Origin of the sequence: Streptosporangium oxazolinicum (assembly GCF_039537505.1) — a bacterium.
Classification (GTDB): domain Bacteria; phylum Actinomycetota; class Actinomycetes; order Streptosporangiales; family Streptosporangiaceae; genus Streptosporangium; species Streptosporangium oxazolinicum.
In genome coordinates this window covers 42,923-59,052 of the sequence record NZ_BAABAQ010000014.1, presented here as the reverse complement: position 1 = coordinate 59,052, position 16,130 = coordinate 42,923, and the positions used below count along the sequence as shown (strand labels likewise).

At 71.7% G+C, this 16,130-nt stretch carries 13 protein-coding genes; 4 read left to right on the top strand and 9 right to left on the bottom strand.

The genetic code is table 11. From position 1 onward, the window contains the following. Positions 1-115: 115 nt before the first annotated feature. Entirely contained in the window at positions 116-1,324 is a 1,209-nt protein-coding gene (locus ABD817_RS31425; protein WP_344921887.1) for a hypothetical protein, read from the bottom strand. A gap of 118 nt (positions 1,325-1,442) precedes the next feature. On the opposite strand from ABD817_RS31425, the gene ABD817_RS31420 reads away from it, so the two are divergent. Continuing rightward, positions 1,443-2,411: an aldo/keto reductase gene (locus tag ABD817_RS31420; RefSeq protein WP_344921886.1), complete on the top strand. Its 969-nt coding sequence runs from the start codon at positions 1,443-1,445 to the stop codon at positions 2,409-2,411. Between the two features lie 352 nt (positions 2,412-2,763). Here the strand turns inward: ABD817_RS31420 and thpR are convergent, their stop codons facing one another. The 3 genes from thpR to ABD817_RS31405 form a co-directional block, all read right to left on the bottom strand. After that, entirely contained in the window at positions 2,764-3,354 is a 591-nt protein-coding gene (gene thpR / locus ABD817_RS31415) for an RNA 2',3'-cyclic phosphodiesterase (RefSeq protein ID WP_344921885.1), read from the bottom strand. Continuing rightward, positions 3,308-4,573 (bottom strand): MFS transporter, encoded by a 1,266-nt coding sequence (locus ABD817_RS31410; RefSeq protein WP_344921884.1) that lies wholly within the window; start codon positions 4,571-4,573, stop codon positions 3,308-3,310. Before ABD817_RS31410 ends, thpR begins: the two co-directional genes overlap by 47 nt. A 278-nt stretch (positions 4,574-4,851) precedes the next feature. Continuing rightward, a complete protein-coding gene (locus tag ABD817_RS31405; protein ID WP_344921883.1) occupies positions 4,852-5,307 on the bottom strand; it encodes a MarR family winged helix-turn-helix transcriptional regulator in 456 nt (151 codons plus the stop codon). Positions 5,308-5,906: 599 nt separating this feature from the next. Here ABD817_RS31405 and ABD817_RS31400 point away from each other — a divergent pair. Then, positions 5,907-6,476: a hypothetical protein gene (locus ABD817_RS31400; protein WP_344921882.1), complete on the top strand. Its 570-nt coding sequence runs from the start codon at positions 5,907-5,909 to the stop codon at positions 6,474-6,476. Between the two features lie 64 nt (positions 6,477-6,540). Here the strand turns inward: ABD817_RS31400 and ABD817_RS31395 are convergent, their stop codons facing one another. Next, the gene (locus ABD817_RS31395; RefSeq protein WP_425583427.1) at positions 6,541-8,010 is read right to left on the bottom strand and encodes an NCS2 family permease; all 1,470 of its coding nucleotides are present in this window, start codon (positions 8,008-8,010) and stop codon (positions 6,541-6,543) included. A 131-nt stretch (positions 8,011-8,141) separates the two neighbouring features. On the opposite strand from ABD817_RS31395, the gene ABD817_RS31390 reads away from it, so the two are divergent. Continuing rightward, positions 8,142-8,402 (top strand): DUF2530 domain-containing protein, encoded by a 261-nt coding sequence (locus ABD817_RS31390; RefSeq protein WP_344921880.1) that lies wholly within the window; start codon positions 8,142-8,144, stop codon positions 8,400-8,402. A 240-nt stretch (positions 8,403-8,642) separates the two neighbouring features. Here the strand turns inward: ABD817_RS31390 and ABD817_RS31385 are convergent, their stop codons facing one another. Both ABD817_RS31385 and ABD817_RS31380 read right to left on the bottom strand, forming a co-directional pair. Further along, positions 8,643-11,909: a sacsin N-terminal ATP-binding-like domain-containing protein gene (locus ABD817_RS31385; protein ID WP_344921879.1), complete on the bottom strand. Its 3,267-nt coding sequence runs from the start codon at positions 11,907-11,909 to the stop codon at positions 8,643-8,645. Between the two features lie 168 nt (positions 11,910-12,077). Continuing rightward, positions 12,078-12,893, bottom strand: coding sequence for a DUF3027 domain-containing protein (locus ABD817_RS31380; protein WP_344921878.1), 816 nt, complete (start codon positions 12,891-12,893; stop codon positions 12,078-12,080). A gap of 181 nt (positions 12,894-13,074) precedes the next feature. Here ABD817_RS31380 and ABD817_RS31375 point away from each other — a divergent pair, with 181 nt between their 5' ends. Continuing rightward, on the top strand, positions 13,075-14,718 hold the full coding sequence (locus ABD817_RS31375) for an MFS transporter (RefSeq protein WP_344921877.1): 1,644 nt from the start codon (positions 13,075-13,077) through the stop codon (positions 14,716-14,718). 137 nt (positions 14,719-14,855) lie between these two features. Here the strand turns inward: ABD817_RS31375 and ABD817_RS31370 are convergent, their stop codons facing one another. Both ABD817_RS31370 and ABD817_RS31365 read right to left on the bottom strand, forming a co-directional pair. Continuing rightward, the gene (locus ABD817_RS31370) at positions 14,856-15,254 is read right to left on the bottom strand and encodes a cold-shock protein (RefSeq protein ID WP_344921876.1); all 399 of its coding nucleotides are present in this window, start codon (positions 15,252-15,254) and stop codon (positions 14,856-14,858) included. A gap of 90 nt (positions 15,255-15,344) precedes the next feature. After that, positions 15,345-15,974, bottom strand: a complete 630-nt coding sequence (locus ABD817_RS31365; RefSeq protein WP_344921875.1) for an HAD family hydrolase — start codon at positions 15,972-15,974, stop codon at positions 15,345-15,347. Positions 15,975-16,130 lie beyond the last annotated feature (156 nt).

Below are 16,130 nucleotides of genomic sequence, written 5' to 3'. Positions count from 1 at the left end.
AACCGGGCCTGAGTATCTCAACGGGTTCCGCAGATCACTCAACCAGGCTGAGTGTCTTCAGCGGATTCCGCGGATCCCTCAACCAGGCTGATCACTCAATCGGGCCTGAGTGTCTTCAGCGGGTTCTGCGGGCGATCAGGGTGATGACGCCGGTGGCGCCTGCGGCGATGGCCAGCCAGAGGAGCACGGCCGAGATCGGCACCCCCGTGTCCGCGTCACCGCCGGTCTCCACCGCGGCCACCGGCGTGGGCGCCGGATCGCCGGGGGTGCCGGAGGTCGGTGTGGAGGCCGCCTGGCGCCGGGCGTATGTGGGTTCGGGAGCCGCCTCGCCGAGGACCTCCCTGGGCAGCGGCACCCGGTAGACCGGGCTGCGGCTTCCCTCGCTGCCGGTCAGCAGGTATCTGCCGTCGCGCGTGTAGGTGATCGACTCCGCCTGCCGCAGCTCCGGCATCGTCACCCGGGCGATCTGCTCCCCCGGGGCGCGGTAGACCGTGGCGGAGAAATAGGTGCGGATCACGAAGCTCGACCCGTCGGGGGCGTAGGCGGCGTCGGTGGCCATGATGGGCGCGGAGCCGACCTTGCGAAGCACGTTGACCCTGTCGGTGCGCAACCGCTTCGGGGCCTGGTAGACGGCACCGGCGAACTGCTTGGTCACGATGTAAAGACGGCCGGTAAGGGGGTGCACCATGATGCCCTCGGCGTTGTGCCCGCCGTCCTCGTAGCGGAACCGGTAGCGCACGGCGGAGACGACGGCGTCGCTCAGCGCGGTAGGCTCCGCCACCTTGTATACCGAAATATCAGGCCATGCCCCTTCCAAGTTGTCGCCGATATCGGCGAACCAGAGCACCCCCCGGCCGGTCCGCGGATCGACGGAGGCCGCCATGCCCTCCCAGTCGCGGGAGGCCGCCCCGCGCAGGGTGAAGGTCGCGCGGGTCCGCCCGTCGGGGCCGACCGCGAAGAACACCGGCCCCGCGGAGCTGTCGTTGTGGGTGTAGTAGACGTCCTTGCCGGTCGGTGAGACCGCCAGCCCGCTCGACTCGGTGATCCGGCTGTCCTTGAAGCGGAAGAGGATCCGCTCCCCTCCGTCCCCCCGGGCCGCCCGCCCCGCACCCGCCCGTACGTCGTGCTCCGCCTCGCGCGCCACGCCCGCCCGCGTGCCGTCCTCGGCGTCCCGTGCCACGCCCGCCCGTACGCCGTACCCCGTGTCCTCCCGTACGCCGTGACCGTCACCCGCCCGCGCGCCCTGCCCCGCGAGGACCGAGGCCGCGGTCAGGCCGACCACCGCGAGCACGCGAACCACGACTTCCCCCGGCTTACTCAGCATTCAGCCATCATGCCCCGGCGGTACGCGCGGGCGGCGCAGACGCGACGGGTCCGGCCGACGCGGATTTCCCGGCGCACCAACTCGCCTGGAGTGCACTCCAGGTACCTAGTGTGGACGGATGGACTACACGCAGCTTGGCCGTACCGGCCTGAAGGTCAGCCGCCTCTGCCTGGGCACGATGAACTTCGGCCCCGTGACCACGGAGGACGACTCCTTCGCGATCATGGACCACGCCCACGAGCTGGGGATCAACTTTTTCGACACAGCCAATGTCTACGGCTGGAAGAAGGGCGAGGGCGTCACCGAACAGATCATCGGCCGCTGGTTCGCCAAGGGAGGCGGGCGCCGCGAGAAGACGGTGATCGCCACGAAGCTCTACGGCTCGATGGGAGACTGGCCCAACGAGGGCCAGCTGTCCGCGCTCAACATCCGCCGCGCCGCCGACGCGTCGCTGAAGCGTATGCAGACCGACTACATCGACCTCTACCAGGCGCATCACGTCGACCGGAACACCCCGTTCGACGAGTTCTGGGAGGCCATGGACATCCTCAAGCAGCAGGGCAAGATCCTGTACGTGGGATCGTCCAATTTCGCGGGCTGGCACATCGCCAAGGCCCAGGAGAGCGCGCGGCGGCGCAACAGCCTCGGCCTGGTCTCCGAGCAGTCCCACTACAACCTGGTCGTACGCGCGCCGGAGCTTGAGGTCATCCCGGCGGCCGAGGACTACGGTGTGGGCCTGATCCCGTGGAGCCCTCTCGCGGGCGGCCTGCTCGGCGGCATCCTGCGGAAGATCGACAAGGGACGTTCGGCCTCGGAGCAGATCACCGCCCAGCTGGAGAAGCACCGCGACAAGATCGAGCGCTACGAGGAGTTCTGCGACGAGCTGGGCGAGGACCCGGCGAACGTCGGCCTGGCGTGGCTGCTCCACCAGAAGGTCGTCACCGCGCCGATCATCGGGCCACGCACGCTCGACCAGCTCGACGGCACCACCAGGGCACTGGAGATCGTTCTGGACGAGAAGGCCCTGTCCCGCCTGGACGAGATCTTCCCCGGCTTCAAGACGGCGCCCGAGCACTACGCCTGGTAGCCGACGCCGAGACGGCACCCGCACGAGACCGGGACCGAAACCAGGAACGGACCGGTAACCCGGATGAGCCCGCGCGGGGCCGGGAGCGAACCGGATGAATCGGTGAGCCCGCACGGAGGCCGATAACAAGCCGATGAACCGGTGAGCCCGCGCGGGGGGCCGGGGACAGGCCGGTGAACCTGCGCGGGGCCGGGAACACCGCCGCGAGGCGGCCGGGACACGGCCGCCGGGCTGCCAGAACACCGGCCAGGACACCGGCTAGGACACCAGGGCGCCGATCACCACGAGGAGCACGAGCAGTGCGAGCACCGTGGGCAGCAGCCAGCGACGGGGACGATCCACGCCCTGGAGCCTAGCTCTGCCCGCGGGGTGCCCGCGCCGTCAGGGGCCATTCCTCGACCGTCTCGTAGCGGGCCTCGGCCCCGTCGCGGGTCCCGCCCCCGAAATTGCTCCGGACCAGGTGCACCGTCCCCGCCTCCCACACGGTGCCGGAGAAGGCCCCGAACGCCTCGACCAGAGGGCTCACGTCCGTGTCGACGCGGCACCTGGCCAGGCTCAGGTGTGGCGTGAACCTCCGGCGATCCGTCTGCCCGGCTCCGGCACCCAGCGCCTCGGTCCCCACGTGGTCGGCGAGCCGGGCGAGCTCCGGGCGGTCGCCCCCCAGACCGGTCAGGAAGACCCGTGCCGCACCGGCCGAGGGAAACGCCCCGGCGCCGGTGAGCGACAGCGTCATCGGCGCGTGGTGCGCGGCGGCGTCGGCGAGCCGCGTCCGCAGCTCGGGCAGCACCTGTTCGGGCACCTCCCCGAGGAACGACAGCGTCACATGCCAGGTCGCCGGGTCCAGCCATCGAAGCCCCGGCCATCGCGGCCGGTGGGCTTCGAGGGCGAGGATGAGCTCATCGCGCACCGGAGGTGGCGGCAGCAACCCCACGAACAGCCGCATGCGACCTCCTGCCGATCATCTTTGTCAGCATTATGGCCACACCCGAGCCGATCAGGGTGAGCGCCCCGCCCACCATGACCCCCGCGCGGGGGCCGCCCAGCTCGGAGATCCAGCCGAGCAGCGGCGCGCCGAGGGGGGCTCCCCCGGTGAACACGAGCACGTAGATCCCCATCACCCGGCCGCGCATCTCCGGCGAGGTGGCGAGCTGCACGCTGGCGTTGGCGGCGGTGTTCACCGAGATCAACGCGATGCCCGCAGGCACAAGGGAGACCAGGTAGAGGGGGTACCACGGGGCCAGGCCGCTGGCGATCTGGAACACGCCGAACGCGACCGCGCCGCCGACCAGCAGCCTCCTGCTGGGCCGTACCCGCCGCGCCGCCATGAGCGCGCCCGCCAGGGCGCCGACCGCGAACATGCTGGAGGCCAGCCCGAACGAGGCCGCGCCCGCCCCGAAGACCTGACGCGCCATGAGCGCGATCGACATCGAGAACGACTGCGTGAACAGCGACACGAAGGCGATCAGCAGTATCGGCATGAGCAGCTCGGGCCGTACCACCACGTAGCGCAGGCCCTCGCGGAGCTGCCCCTTGGCCCTCGGCACCGGTTCGGGGGTGGTCAGCTCGGAGGTACGCATGAGCATCAGACCGGCGAGCACACCCGCGAAGGACAGCGCGTTGATCAGGAAGATCGGGCCGGTGCCGCCGAACGCGTAGATCAGGACACCCGCGACGGCCGGGCCGACCACGCGGGCCAGGTTGAAGCTCGACGCGTTCAGCGCGATCGCGTTGGACAGGTCCTTGCGGCCGACCATCTCCACGACGAACGACTGCCGGGTCGGCACCTCGACACAGGCGATGAGGCCGAGCAGGAACGCCATCACGAACACCTGCCAGACCTGGGCAGAGCCGGTCACGACGAGCACGCCCATGGTGAGCGCCAGCAGGCCCATGAGCGACTGGGCGACGATCAGCAGCAACCGCTTGGGATAGCGGTCGGCGAGCATGCCTCCCCAGAGGCCGAAGAGCAACAGCGGCAGGAACTGCAGCATGACGGTCACGCCCAGCGCGAAGGCGCTGCCGTTCGTCAGGTCGAGCACCAGCAGGTCCTGCGCGGTGCGCTGCATCCACGAGCCGACGTTGGAGACCACGCCTCCGGCCGCGAACAGCCGGTAGTTGTAGACGCGCAGGGACCGGAACATCCCGCCCCGCGTCTCGGGCACGGGCTGGGCCGTCCCGCTCTCCGTGGCCTGGAACTCGCTCGCGGTGGCGGCGGCCCTCGCGGCCCGCCGCCGCCGGACCCTCGCCCGCAGCCCGATCTTCCCGGCTTTCCCGATCTTCCCGGCTTTCCCGGCGGACTTCCGGCTCGGGCTCCCGCCCGGTTCGCCATCCGGCTCTTCTCGTGGCCACGCGCCCGGCTCTCCACCTGGTTCTCCGTCCGGCGCGGCGGACGCCCCGGTGTCGCCCGGCGTCGCCGGGGCCCCGGGTTCTTCGGGGTCGGCTAGATCCGGCTGAGCTTCTCCAGTATCGGAGCCGCCTGCCGGAGCGTCGCCCTCTCCTCGGGGGTCAGCTCCTTCAGCCGCTGCGTCAGCCACGCCTCCTTGAGGCGCCGCTCCTCCCTCAGCAGCGTTGAGCCCTGCTCGGTCACGCCCACGGTCACCTGGCGCCGATCGGTCGGGTGCGGTGTACGTGACACCAGCTCCCGCTCGGCCAGCGCGGCGATCACGCGTGTCATCGAGGGCGGCTGCACCTTCTCCAGCTCGGCCAATTCGCCGGGGGTTATCCCGGAATGCTGTTCTACGGCGACGAGCGTCGCGAGCTGGGTGGGCGTCAGCGAGTGCACCGCGGCCTGCCTGCGCAGGCGTCTGTTCAGTCGTGCCAGCGACACGCGCAGAGCCGAAGCCAGACCGGCGTCGCTTCGCAGGCTCGCGACGGGGTCCTTCCTGGGGGTTTTCATTAGCGAATCTCATTACTTTTGCTAAGGATATACGACCGCACTTGATTCCCGCGAATCGTTTTTTCCGGTGCGGGCCGTACAGCGTGCCAGACGGACGGGAGATCGCCAACCCCGCTCGGAGCACCCGGCGCCTCCCCGAGAGCGTTGCGCCCGGCGGTAAGGACACGGCTCCGGTTGTCCGCGAGATTCCTGGCCCTGAGCTCCACGGGGCCCATCCAGTCGGACCGCGACCACCGGGGTGACGTACGAGAGCACCCGTCGGGACGCACGGCCGTCAACCGGTGGACCTCGGCGCTCTCCAGCCTCTCGTGCCCTCTTTCCCCCCGCGTAGAGGTCGCTCCGTCGGAACCGAACCGAGCGTTCAGCTCCGTCACCGGCCCCCTGTCGGCCATTTTATCCCTCTAGTGCTCTCACCCCGTGGAGGCCGGGTCCGGCCTCAGCACGTGATCGACAGTAAGACAGGGGACGGCGCCGACCGGAGTGAGTCGCGTGGCGGACACCGGCCGGATCTCACCGGATTCTCAGGTTGAGATGAGGGCGGTCTCATGTGATCCCCCGACCATCGGTCCGGTAAGTGCTCACATCGGACAAGGAGTTCCATGAACCGCACCAAGCGCATGATCCTCATCGCGGGCGTCGGTACCGCTCTGGCCGGCGGGCTGGCCGTCCCCGTGGCGGCCTGGGCGACCAGCCCCACCCCCGCGCCGTCGTCCTCGGCGACCCCCGGCATCGCCTCCGACGCCCCCGAGCACGGCCCGCGCGGTGGTCACGGCGGCCGTGGCGACCACAGGGAGATGGCCGCCCAGCTCGCCGAGATCCTCGGGCTCGACAAGGACAAGGTCACCACGGCCCTGGAGGAGGTCAGGCAGGAAGGCCGGCCGGACCGGCCCCTCAAGACCCCCGGTCAGGACGCTCCGCGGGACGAGGCCAAGAAGGCCGCCCTGGGGAAGCAGGCCGAAGCCCTGGCCGCCAAGCTCGGCCTCACCACGGACAAGGTCGCCGCCGCGCTGGAGACGCTCCATCGGCAACTCGGCGCCAAGGCCGAGGCGGCCCTGGCCGACCGGCTGAAGACGGCCGTCACCGACGGCACGCTCACCCAGGCCGAATCCGACGCCGTCCTCAAGGCGTACCGCGCCGGACTGCTCCCCGGCGCCCCCGGCAGGCGCTGAGCACGACGCCCGGCCGTCACGGTGATCGCTTCCCAGACCCCACCGTGACGGCCACACCTCGTCCTCAGAGCCCGAACAGGACCTTGATCGGGCCGAGCGCGAAGTAGACCACGAACAGGGCCGCGACCGTCCACATCAGCGGGTGGACCTCGCGGGCCTTGCCCTTCACCAGCTTGATCAGCACGAACGTCACGAACCCCGCACCGATACCGGTGGCTATCGAGTACGTGAACGGCATCAGGACGATCGTGAGGAACGCCGGGATGGAGATCTCGTAGTCGGTGAAGTCGATCTCGCGGATGGCGGTCGTCATCAGGAAGCCGACCACGACCAGGGCGGGGGCGGCGGCCTCGTAGGGGACGACGGCGACGAGGGGCGAGAGGAAGATGGCGAGCAGGAACAGCACGCCGGTGACGACGCTGGCCAGGCCGGTGCGGGCGCCCTCGCCGACGCCCGCGGCCGACTCGATGTAGGTCGTGTTGGAGGAGACGGAGCCCGCGCCTCCGGCCGCCGCGCCGATCGAGTCGACCAGGAGGATCTCGCGGGTCCTGGGCAGGGTGCCGTCCTCCTTGATCAGCCCGGCCTGCCCGCCGACGCCCACGATCGTGCCCATGGTGTCGAAGAAGTCGGTGATCAGCAGGGTGAAGATGAGCAGCAGGGCCAGGATGACCGAGACGGAGCCGAAGGCGCCGAGCGGGTCGAACTCCCTGAACAGCACCAGCGGGTTGTTGAAACCGAAGATCTGCTCGGGCAACCGGGGGACGACGAGCTGCCAGCCCGAGGGGTTCGGCGGCTGGCCCGGTGTCACCGAGGCCCCGACCTTGGCGACGGCCTCGACGATGACCGCGAGGACGGTGGTGGCGATGATGCCGATCAGGATGGCGCCCTTGGTCTGGCGCGCCACCAGCAGCACGATCAGCAGCAGGCCGACCACGAAGACGAGGATCGGCCAGCTGGTCAGCGAGCCCGCGATGCCGAGTTCCAGCGGCGGCCCGGCCGCCACCCGGCGGACGAATCCGGCGTCCACGAAGCCGATCAGGGCGATGAACAGGCCGATGCCGACACTGATCGCCGTCTTCAGCTGGGGTGGGATGGCGTTGAACACGGCGGTACGGAACCCGGTCAGCACCAGGAGCGCGATGATCACGCCCTCCAGGAACACCAGGCCCATCGCCGACTCCCAGGACATCTGCGAGGCGATGCCGTAGGTGACGAAGGCGTTCAGGCCGAGGCCCGCGGCCATCGCGAAGGGGACCCTGCCGATGACTCCCATCAGGATGCTGAGCAGCCCGGCCACGAGGGCGGTGCCCGCCGCGACGAGCGCGGTGTTGGGCACGGTGGTCCCGTCGCCGATGAACTGGCCCTCGGCGTCCTTGGCGGTGGCGATGATCAAGGGGTTGAGCACGACGATGTAGGCCATCGTGAAGAACGTGGCGAACCCACCGCGCACCTCCCGGCCCACGGACGAGCCACGATCGGAGATGAAGAAGAAACGGTCAATTCCGCTTATTTTGGGAGTTTTAACATCGTTCACTCACGCAGAGTGACAGCGCGCCCTCCTTCCCGGAAGACCCGGCTGCCGATGGTGATGCTTTCGAGACGGATTCGCGCTTTCACGTAATCCGTTTTGCGAACAGTGAGACGCCGTCGCCTAGTCTGGAGCACGTGAACCAGCCACGACGTCCGGATCTGCAGCCGTTGAGGACCAACGACACGCTCACGATCCTCACGGGTACGGGTCTGTGGGCCATCGCCCTGGTCGTCCTCCTGGTCGCGCGACCCGATCCCGAGTATCGCTGGTGGATCTGGACGTGCGTGTCGGGCATCTGCGGCGGCCTCTTCGGCCTCTGGTACGTACGCCGTCGCAATCGCCGCCCACCGCCCCCGTCCGAGGGGCCGATCGAGCCGACCACCTCGATCCTGTGACTCCCGCGCCCGGCCGGACCGCCGGGTGACCTCCCCCTCGCGTCTCCGTACCGGTGAAACTCACCTTTCCGGCTGGGCCGGAAGGCGCCGACACCGACCCACACCCCGCCTCACCATGGCGGGAGCCGCTCTCGGTGGTGGAACGGGGAGGAACACCGCCGCGCCGGCCAGGGGTCACGCGGTGGTCATGCTCTGGACCGCGCGCGGGGGAACGCGCGCCCGGACGGTCACGGTCATCGTCTAGGTCGAGGCGGTCCAGCTGTCCAGGTCGGCCTCGGCGAGCAGCAGCGGCACCGCCGCCGGATCGCGCAGCAGCGCCGCCACCGCGAGCCGGTCGCCCCACTGGCCGGACGCCCAGGCGAGCCCGCGCGCCAGCCCCTCCACCCCCGAGGCGTGCACCGTGCCCTCGAAGAACCGCCAGGCGGCGGGGACACCGTCCACCAGCAGCCTCTCGTGCTCCACGTAGCTCCGGGGCGCGGTCGGCAGCAGCGACCGTACGGCGGGCGGGACGTCGCGCGTCTCGCCCGAGGACGTCACCTCGCCCGCGGCCTCCTCACCGGCCAGCGGCAGGTCCAGCAGCTCCGACAGCGCCTCGGCCAGGTCGAACGGGGCCAGGATCAGCGGCCGGCCCGCGACGAGCGGCAGCAGGTCCGGCGCCTCGACCACGACCGGCTCCCCCGCGCCCCCGTCCTGGAGATCGGTGCCGGTGGACAGCACCCGGCCGTCCTCCGCGTCGACGGCGACGATCGCATCACCGAGAACGGCTCGTACGGCACGCGGGGGCCCAACGCGGGCGGGATCGACACCGGCGAGGGCCACCCACAGGGAGCGGAGCTGGGCGCGGTCGACCTCCACGGAGGGATCGCCCAGCAGGTCCAGCAGCTCGTCGGGACCGCCGTGGGAGGCGAGCAGGTCGGCCAGCGTGCTCCGGACCCCGATCATCGCCAGCGCGGCCTCGTCGACGACGGCCGGGGCGTCGCCGTACAGGCCGAACAGCAGCGGGTCGCCCGCCGGGAGCCGCAGCTCCGTGGGGCGCCTGCCCGCGAGCACCGGGTGCCTGGAGAGCCACCAGGCGGTGTAGGACGGCACCTCCACGACCTCCCCCGCCACCAGGACCCGCAGCGGGTGCAGGACCGAGCGGAGCGGCGGGCGCGACAGCAGGGCGAGGGCCGCGGGCCAGTCGGCGACGTACTCCAGGTCGCGGACGGCGGAGAACTCCCGGGCGACCGGCGGTACGGCCGCCTCGGGCAGCAGGTCGAGAACGGCCTCCAGCCACTCGTCCTCGCGGTCCAGGTCGTGGTCGCACTCGTCCGGGTCGATCATGACGTCGGAGTCGTTGACCACTGCGAAGCCGTCAAGCACCCCCGCCGCGGCGAGCACCCGGGGGCCGTACCGCTCCACCAGCTCGGGAGCGGCCGTACCGAAGTGCGTCTCGCTGTCGAGCAGCCCCGCCAGCGCCCCGTCGGCGAGAAGCAGCTCGCCCGCCGGGTACAGCTCGCCGTCGGCGCCGCGCAGCGCCAGCTCGGACAGCCAGGGGGCGTCACCCGCGGTCAGCCCCGCGGCGTCGACCAGCGCGAGCACCGCCCGAGCCACCGGTTCGGAGTCGGGGCTGTCCAGCGACTCCGAGACGGCGGAGCGGGTCAGCGGGTCCTCCAGGACCGTACGGGGCGTGGCCTCGCCCGCGCCGAGCCTGAGCAGGAGGGGATGGGCCGCCTCCGGGTGCACCACGCGCAGCCCGAGGGGGGCGAGAACGGCCGGGTCCAGCGTGGAGCCGTCGGTCAGCAGCAGTGTGCCGCGCGGCCCCCGGACCAGGCGGCCATCGGCCAGCGGCACCGGCAGCGCGCCGAGGGCCTCGGGGTCGTCGGCGGGCAGCACCTCGTACAGCGACCGCCACCAGGCCGGGTCCCTGTCCTTGACGGCGTCGCCGGAGAGCATGTCCACGATGTCGGAGAGCTGCACCCGGCTGACGCCGAGCGCGGTGATCGCCGGATGCCGGGACGGCCACCCCGAGGGCAGCAGACCGGGGATCATGGGGGCGACCGTCTCCAGCAGCTCTGCCGGGGCCGCGACCACGGAGGCCTGCCGTCCGGAGACGACCGGTTCCTCGCCGTCGGCCACGCCGGGACCCGCTCCAGCTCCGGTTTCGGCCCCGGTTTCCGCTCTGGTTTCCGCGGGGTCGGGAAGCAGGAGCGAGGCACCGGAACCGCCGGATCCGCTCAGCGAGGCCGGGTCGGCGGGCGGGGAGAGCGCGGGGAGCAGCGGGGCGTCGGGGAGCCTGCGCAGAATCGCCCGGCGGATGCGGGCGTCCAGCTCGCCCTTGCCCATCATGCCGGGGACGAGGTCGAGGAACCGGGGGGTACGGGGCAGCCCGGCGAGCAGCTCCAGGTAGGTGTCGGCGGCACGCTCGACCAGGAAGTCGGCGAGCGGACCCGGCGCGACGTGCCGCCGGTCGGTGGCCATCGGGAACGAGGCGATCAGCAGCGCGGGCAGGTCCAGCGGCTCGTCACTCGGCGTGGGCGCGTGCACCACGGGCGGTACCAGGGCGGGCAGCGGCCGGGGCTCCCCGGCCGGCGCCCCGGCCCGCGCCGCCTCCCGCGAACCGGCCGGAGCCCCGCCCAGACCACCGTTCGCGAAACCGGTGCCGGACGCCGTGTCGGCGGACGCGGAACCGGCGGCGGACGCGGAACCGGTGACGGGTACGGCCCAGCGGACCAGCCAGTGCGGCCGGGAGCGCTCCTCGGTCGGGCGGTCGGCGAAGAGCTCGGCCACCTGCTCGGGGGTGAACCGCCCGGAGTCCGAGACGACCTTCCAGCCCTCGGAGGTGACGGTCCGCGTCTCGCCGTCCACGTCGACCTCGATCGACTCCAGGGCGGGCAGGCCGAGCAGCAGGGCGGGGCTGGTCTCCCTCAGCATCGCCCGTACGGCCTCCTCGGCCGCCTCGTCACGGAGCGGCAGCCGCACGAGCGTGTCGAACCCGGCGGGGATCTCGACCGGGCCCGCGGGGAAGGGCAGGCGCAGCAGCGGGACGTGCCCGCCGCGCTCGGCGAGCTCCTTGGCCAGCGCGGGCTCCGCGGCCACCAGTGCGGCGGTCTGGTCGCGGGACCAGCGGACAACCCCCGAGCCGAGCGAGCCGATCACCGGCTCGTCGCAGACCGACACCACGGCCGCGAACCCGACGCCGAACCGCCCGGCCGCGTGGGCGTCGTCGCGCTTGGCGGAGACGCGCAGCGTGGACAGCCCCTCGATCCCGGCCCTGTCGAGGGGGGCACCGGTGTTGGCGGCCGACAGCACGCCCTCGCGCAGCGAGAGGCGGAGACGGCCGGGCACCCCGGCACGGAGCGCGGCGTCGGCGGCGTTCTGGGCGAGTTCGACGATCAACCGGTCGCGGTAGCCGCCGAGCGCGAAGTCCTCCTCCGCGTTGGCGTCCTCGCGGAAACGGGCGGGCGAGGCCGTCCAGGCGGCCAGGACGGCGGAGCGCAGTCGTTCGGTGCCGAAGGTGTCAGTCAAGGCGATGCTTCCAAAGGTCGAAGCCCCGCGCGACCGGGCGTCCCGGCCGGACCGGCCAGGACGCCACGGGAGCGGCGCCCGGCCGCGACGGCCGGGTGTGCCGCTGGGACGGCGGCGGGGCGGGATGGACCCGGTGCCCCGGGTTGGGAGCGGCCCGGCGGCGCCGGGTCAGGAGTGACCGAGCGGCTCGGAGGCGGTGTCGTCCACCGACCCGGCCAGGTCCGGTTCAGAGGCGTTCTCGGCGGTGTCGTAGGAGAGATCGTCGAGGATCGGCGCGGTCGGCTCGACCTGGTGCGGCAGCACGGCGGCCTCGGAGTGCGCGCCGCAGCCGTGGTCGGCGGCGACGACCCGCCCGTCGTCGGGGGCGTACTCGTTCGCGCAGACCCCGAAGCCGGTGCGCAGCGCGCCCGCGAGCGGCCAGTAGAAGCCGCAGGTGGAGCACTGGGCGGGCGCGGCGTGCGCGAGCGGGGTGTGCGGCCCCGACTCGCCGGAGTGCCAGCGCCGCACGGCGCGGTCGCGGCCGATCGGGGAGAGCACCCGGGCCCGGCCGAGGCCGTACTCGAAGATCATCTGGTGGTCGGAGTCGTCGTCGGTCTCGGTGAACCCGGGCGCGAGCCTGTCGTCGTCGTCGGAGGTGGGCAGCAGGTCGCCCACGCCGAGGTCGCCGGGGCGGAGCCGCTCGCTCCACGGCACCCACTGCGGCGGCATCAGGGCCCCCGCGCCGGGCAGGAGCACGACCTCGCTGACCGTCACGTTGCGCGCCCGGGAGGCCCGAGCGACCGTGACGGCCCAGCGCCAGCCCCGGTAGGCGCGGTCGAGACAGGCGAAGTAATGGGTGACGACGCGGTCGCCCTCGCCCTCGACCCCGAGGTGCTCGCCCACCTCTCCCGGCTTGACGTTCTCCTCGACCGCGGCTCTGGCCAGGTCGACGGCCGCGACGCACGCCTGGTCGAGGACCGCGGCACGAGATCGAGTCCGGCTCACGAGTCGTCTCCCGTCAGCCTGGCAGCACGACGGCTGCTGTCCCTACTGGCTCGCTCGCTCACTGCGCTCACAGTTCATTCTCGCCCATGAGCGGAGCGAACGGCACCGTGGACATCCAATCACCCGGGGAGTGACCTGGCGCACCGGACAACTCACCCGCCCTTCGGGTATGACTGGATACGTGGCAGCTGGGTGGGAACGGGCGCGGAAGACGGCAGGCGAGGCCTCCCGGCGGGCCGGCAGGTCGGCCGCCGCCGCGGGCCGGGCCGCCGCGCGCGCGGGCCGTGGCACGGGCAGGGCGACGGCGCGGGCGGGCAGGGCGACGGCGAAAGCGGGCCGGAACGCGGGCCGGGGCGCGGTCAGCGGCACCCAGCGGGCGGGCAGGGCCGCGCGGCGGCTGACCCACGCGCAGGGCGCGGGCCGCACCGGGCTCGGCCAGCTGATCGAGCTGACCGCCGCGCACAGCGCGGGCGACGCCCTGGTCACCGCGGCCCTCGCCGGGACGCTCTTCAAGCTCCCGGTGAACGAGGCACGCGGCCAGGTCGCGCTCTACCTGCTGATCACGATGATCCCGTTCGTGGTGGTCGCGCCGTTCGTCGGCCCGGTCCTCGACCGGTTCCGCTCCGGGCGGCGTTTCGTGATGGCCGGGACCCTCTTCGGCCGAGGGCTGCTCTGCTTCGCGATGGCGGCGGCGATCGTCCCCGGCGACGTGTTCACGATCTTCCCGGCGGCGCTGGCCGTGCTGGTGCTGTCGAAGGCCTACAACGTCTCCCGCGCGGCGATCATGCCGAGCGTGCTGCCCGCAGACATCGCGCTGGTCACGGCGAACGCACGGGTCGCCCTGTTCGCGCTGGTCACGGCGGGTGTCGCGGTGCCGATCGGCGCGGGCGCCAGCGCCTGGCTGGGCGCCGAGTGGGTGCTGCGCGGGGCGACGGTGCTCTTCCTGCTCCAGGGCGTGCTGGCCGTACGGCTCCCGCGCCACGTCGACTCCCCCGACCTGGAGGAGCTCGACGACGAGGGCGAGGAACGACCGCCCCGCTGGCGCACGATGCTGAACGTGGGCCCGGTGGTGGCCGAGGCGATGTACGCCAACGTGGCCATCCGCCTCTACTCCGGGTTCCTGCTCTTCTATCTGCTCTTCCTGGTCCAGGACAATAACCTGCCCGGCCTGCCGCCGGTGGTCGCCATCGGCGTGCTCGCGGTGGCCGCCGGGGTCGGGGGGCTCGCGGGCACGGCCGTGGCCTCGTGGGTGCGCAACCACTCGCCGCAGGTCATCGTGCTGGGCACGCTCGCCCTGACGACCGCGATCACGATCCTGGCGGCCGTCGTCTTCCAGCTGTGGAGCGCGGTGGCGGTCGCGCTGGCGGCCGCGTTCGCCCAGGGGCTGGGCAAGCTCGCGCTGGACGCGATCGTGCAGCGCGAGATCGGCGAGGAGGTGCGCTCGTCCACTTTCGGGGTGGTGGAGGCCTTCCTGCAGATCGCGTGGGTGCTGGGCGGCCTGGTCGGGCTCTGGCTCTCGCTGTTCGCGGACGGGACGGTGGGGCTGGCCGTGATGGCCGCGGTGCTGGCGGGCTCGCTCGGCTGGCTGCTGGTACGTCGTCGCGGGCGCGTCCGGGAGGTGGACGCCAGGGTCGAGGCCGCCAGGGGCCCGCGTTCCTCCCCGTCCGGGCCGCACCCCGCGACGAACGGGGAGCGGCCCTTTCGGGACGGGACGCCGGAGGAGCGGGCCGGGTCGCGACCCGCCGGGACGACCACCGCGGTCGTCCACCACGGGGATCCCCCGACGGAGAAGCGGACCAGGCCGCTCACCAACCCGCACGGCTGAGCCGCGCGGGTCTCCGGGCGTTCGGTCTTCACGCCTTCGATTTGCAGGCGTTCGATTTCCAGGGGTTCGGACGTTCGGTCTTCGGGCGTTCGAGGAGCACCCGGGTTCGCGTGGCCGGGCCGGTCGACCGGCGGGGGTCAGTCGTCCAGGTCGTCGGCGACGGCCCGGAGCACGGCAGCGATCTTCTTCGCGTGCGCGGCCTCGGGCTGCTTGCCCTTCTGGTACGACGTGGAGACCGTGTCCAAGAGCTTGATCAGGTCCTCCACGATGACGACCATCTCGTCGGGCTTCTTACGCTTGCCCTTGGGCTTGGCGGTCTTGGCGAGCGTGGGGGGCTGGTCGATCACTCGGACCGAGAGCGCCTGCTGGCCTCGGCGCCCCTCGGCCACGCCGAATTCGACCTTCTGGCCCGGCTTGAGGGAATCCACGCCGGAGGGCAGCGCGGAAGAATGCACGAAGACCTCACCGCCGTCGTCGCGGGTGAGGAAACCGAATCCCTTGTCGGCGTCATACCACTTGACCTTGCCACTCGGCACAGGGGTGACCTCGTTCAGACTGTCGTGAAAAGGAATGGATGTAGGTTATGCCCCGCGGGCGCCGAGGGCGACCGTGTATTGGGCCCCGAATTACACAAGAGCGGCGGGGGTTCGCCAGCCGCCGAACCATTCGGCGAACTCGGTCAGATCCCCCAGGATCACATCGGCTCCGTGATCACGCAGTTCTCCCGCCGGATAGACACCTGTCGCCACCGCCACGCTGACGACTCCCCCCGCTCGCGCCGCGTCGATGTCCGCGACATGATCTCCAACATAGGCGGCGGCGCCGAAAGCCGCGAGGGCCGGACCCTTGGCCGCCCCGAAGACCGACCCGGCGACCTCGTCCACCTCCAGGCCGAGGAACTCGACCGTGCTCGCCGCGTCGCGGGCGTTCTTCCCCGTCACCACGGCGACCCTGCCCCCCGCCCGCCGTACGGCCTCGACGGCCTCGCGTGCGCCCGGCATGAGGGTGGTGACCGGGATGGCGATCGACGGGTACAGCTCCCGGTAGACGTCGGCGGCGGCGGGAACCTCCTCGGCGGGCATCCAGTTGGCCAGCTCCCACTCCAGCGGCGGCCCCAGCCTGGCCACCACGGCGACACTGTCGATGAAGACGCCGATACGCAGCGCCACCTCCTCGTAAACGGCGGCGATGCCCGCGCGTGTGTCGGCGAGCGTCAGATCGAGGTCGAATCCCACGGAGTTCATCAGGTCACTCACCACTCCTCGTCGGCTCCGCGAAGAGGATTCGTCGAGAACCCTCAAAGAATGCCAAATCCCCCTAAACGTGGCTAATCCTAAGCGTTGTGGTTGAGACCCCCCGTTACTGAAGCCTTCGCGAAAAGATTTACTTATCCGGAAGATAGCCCGATACCT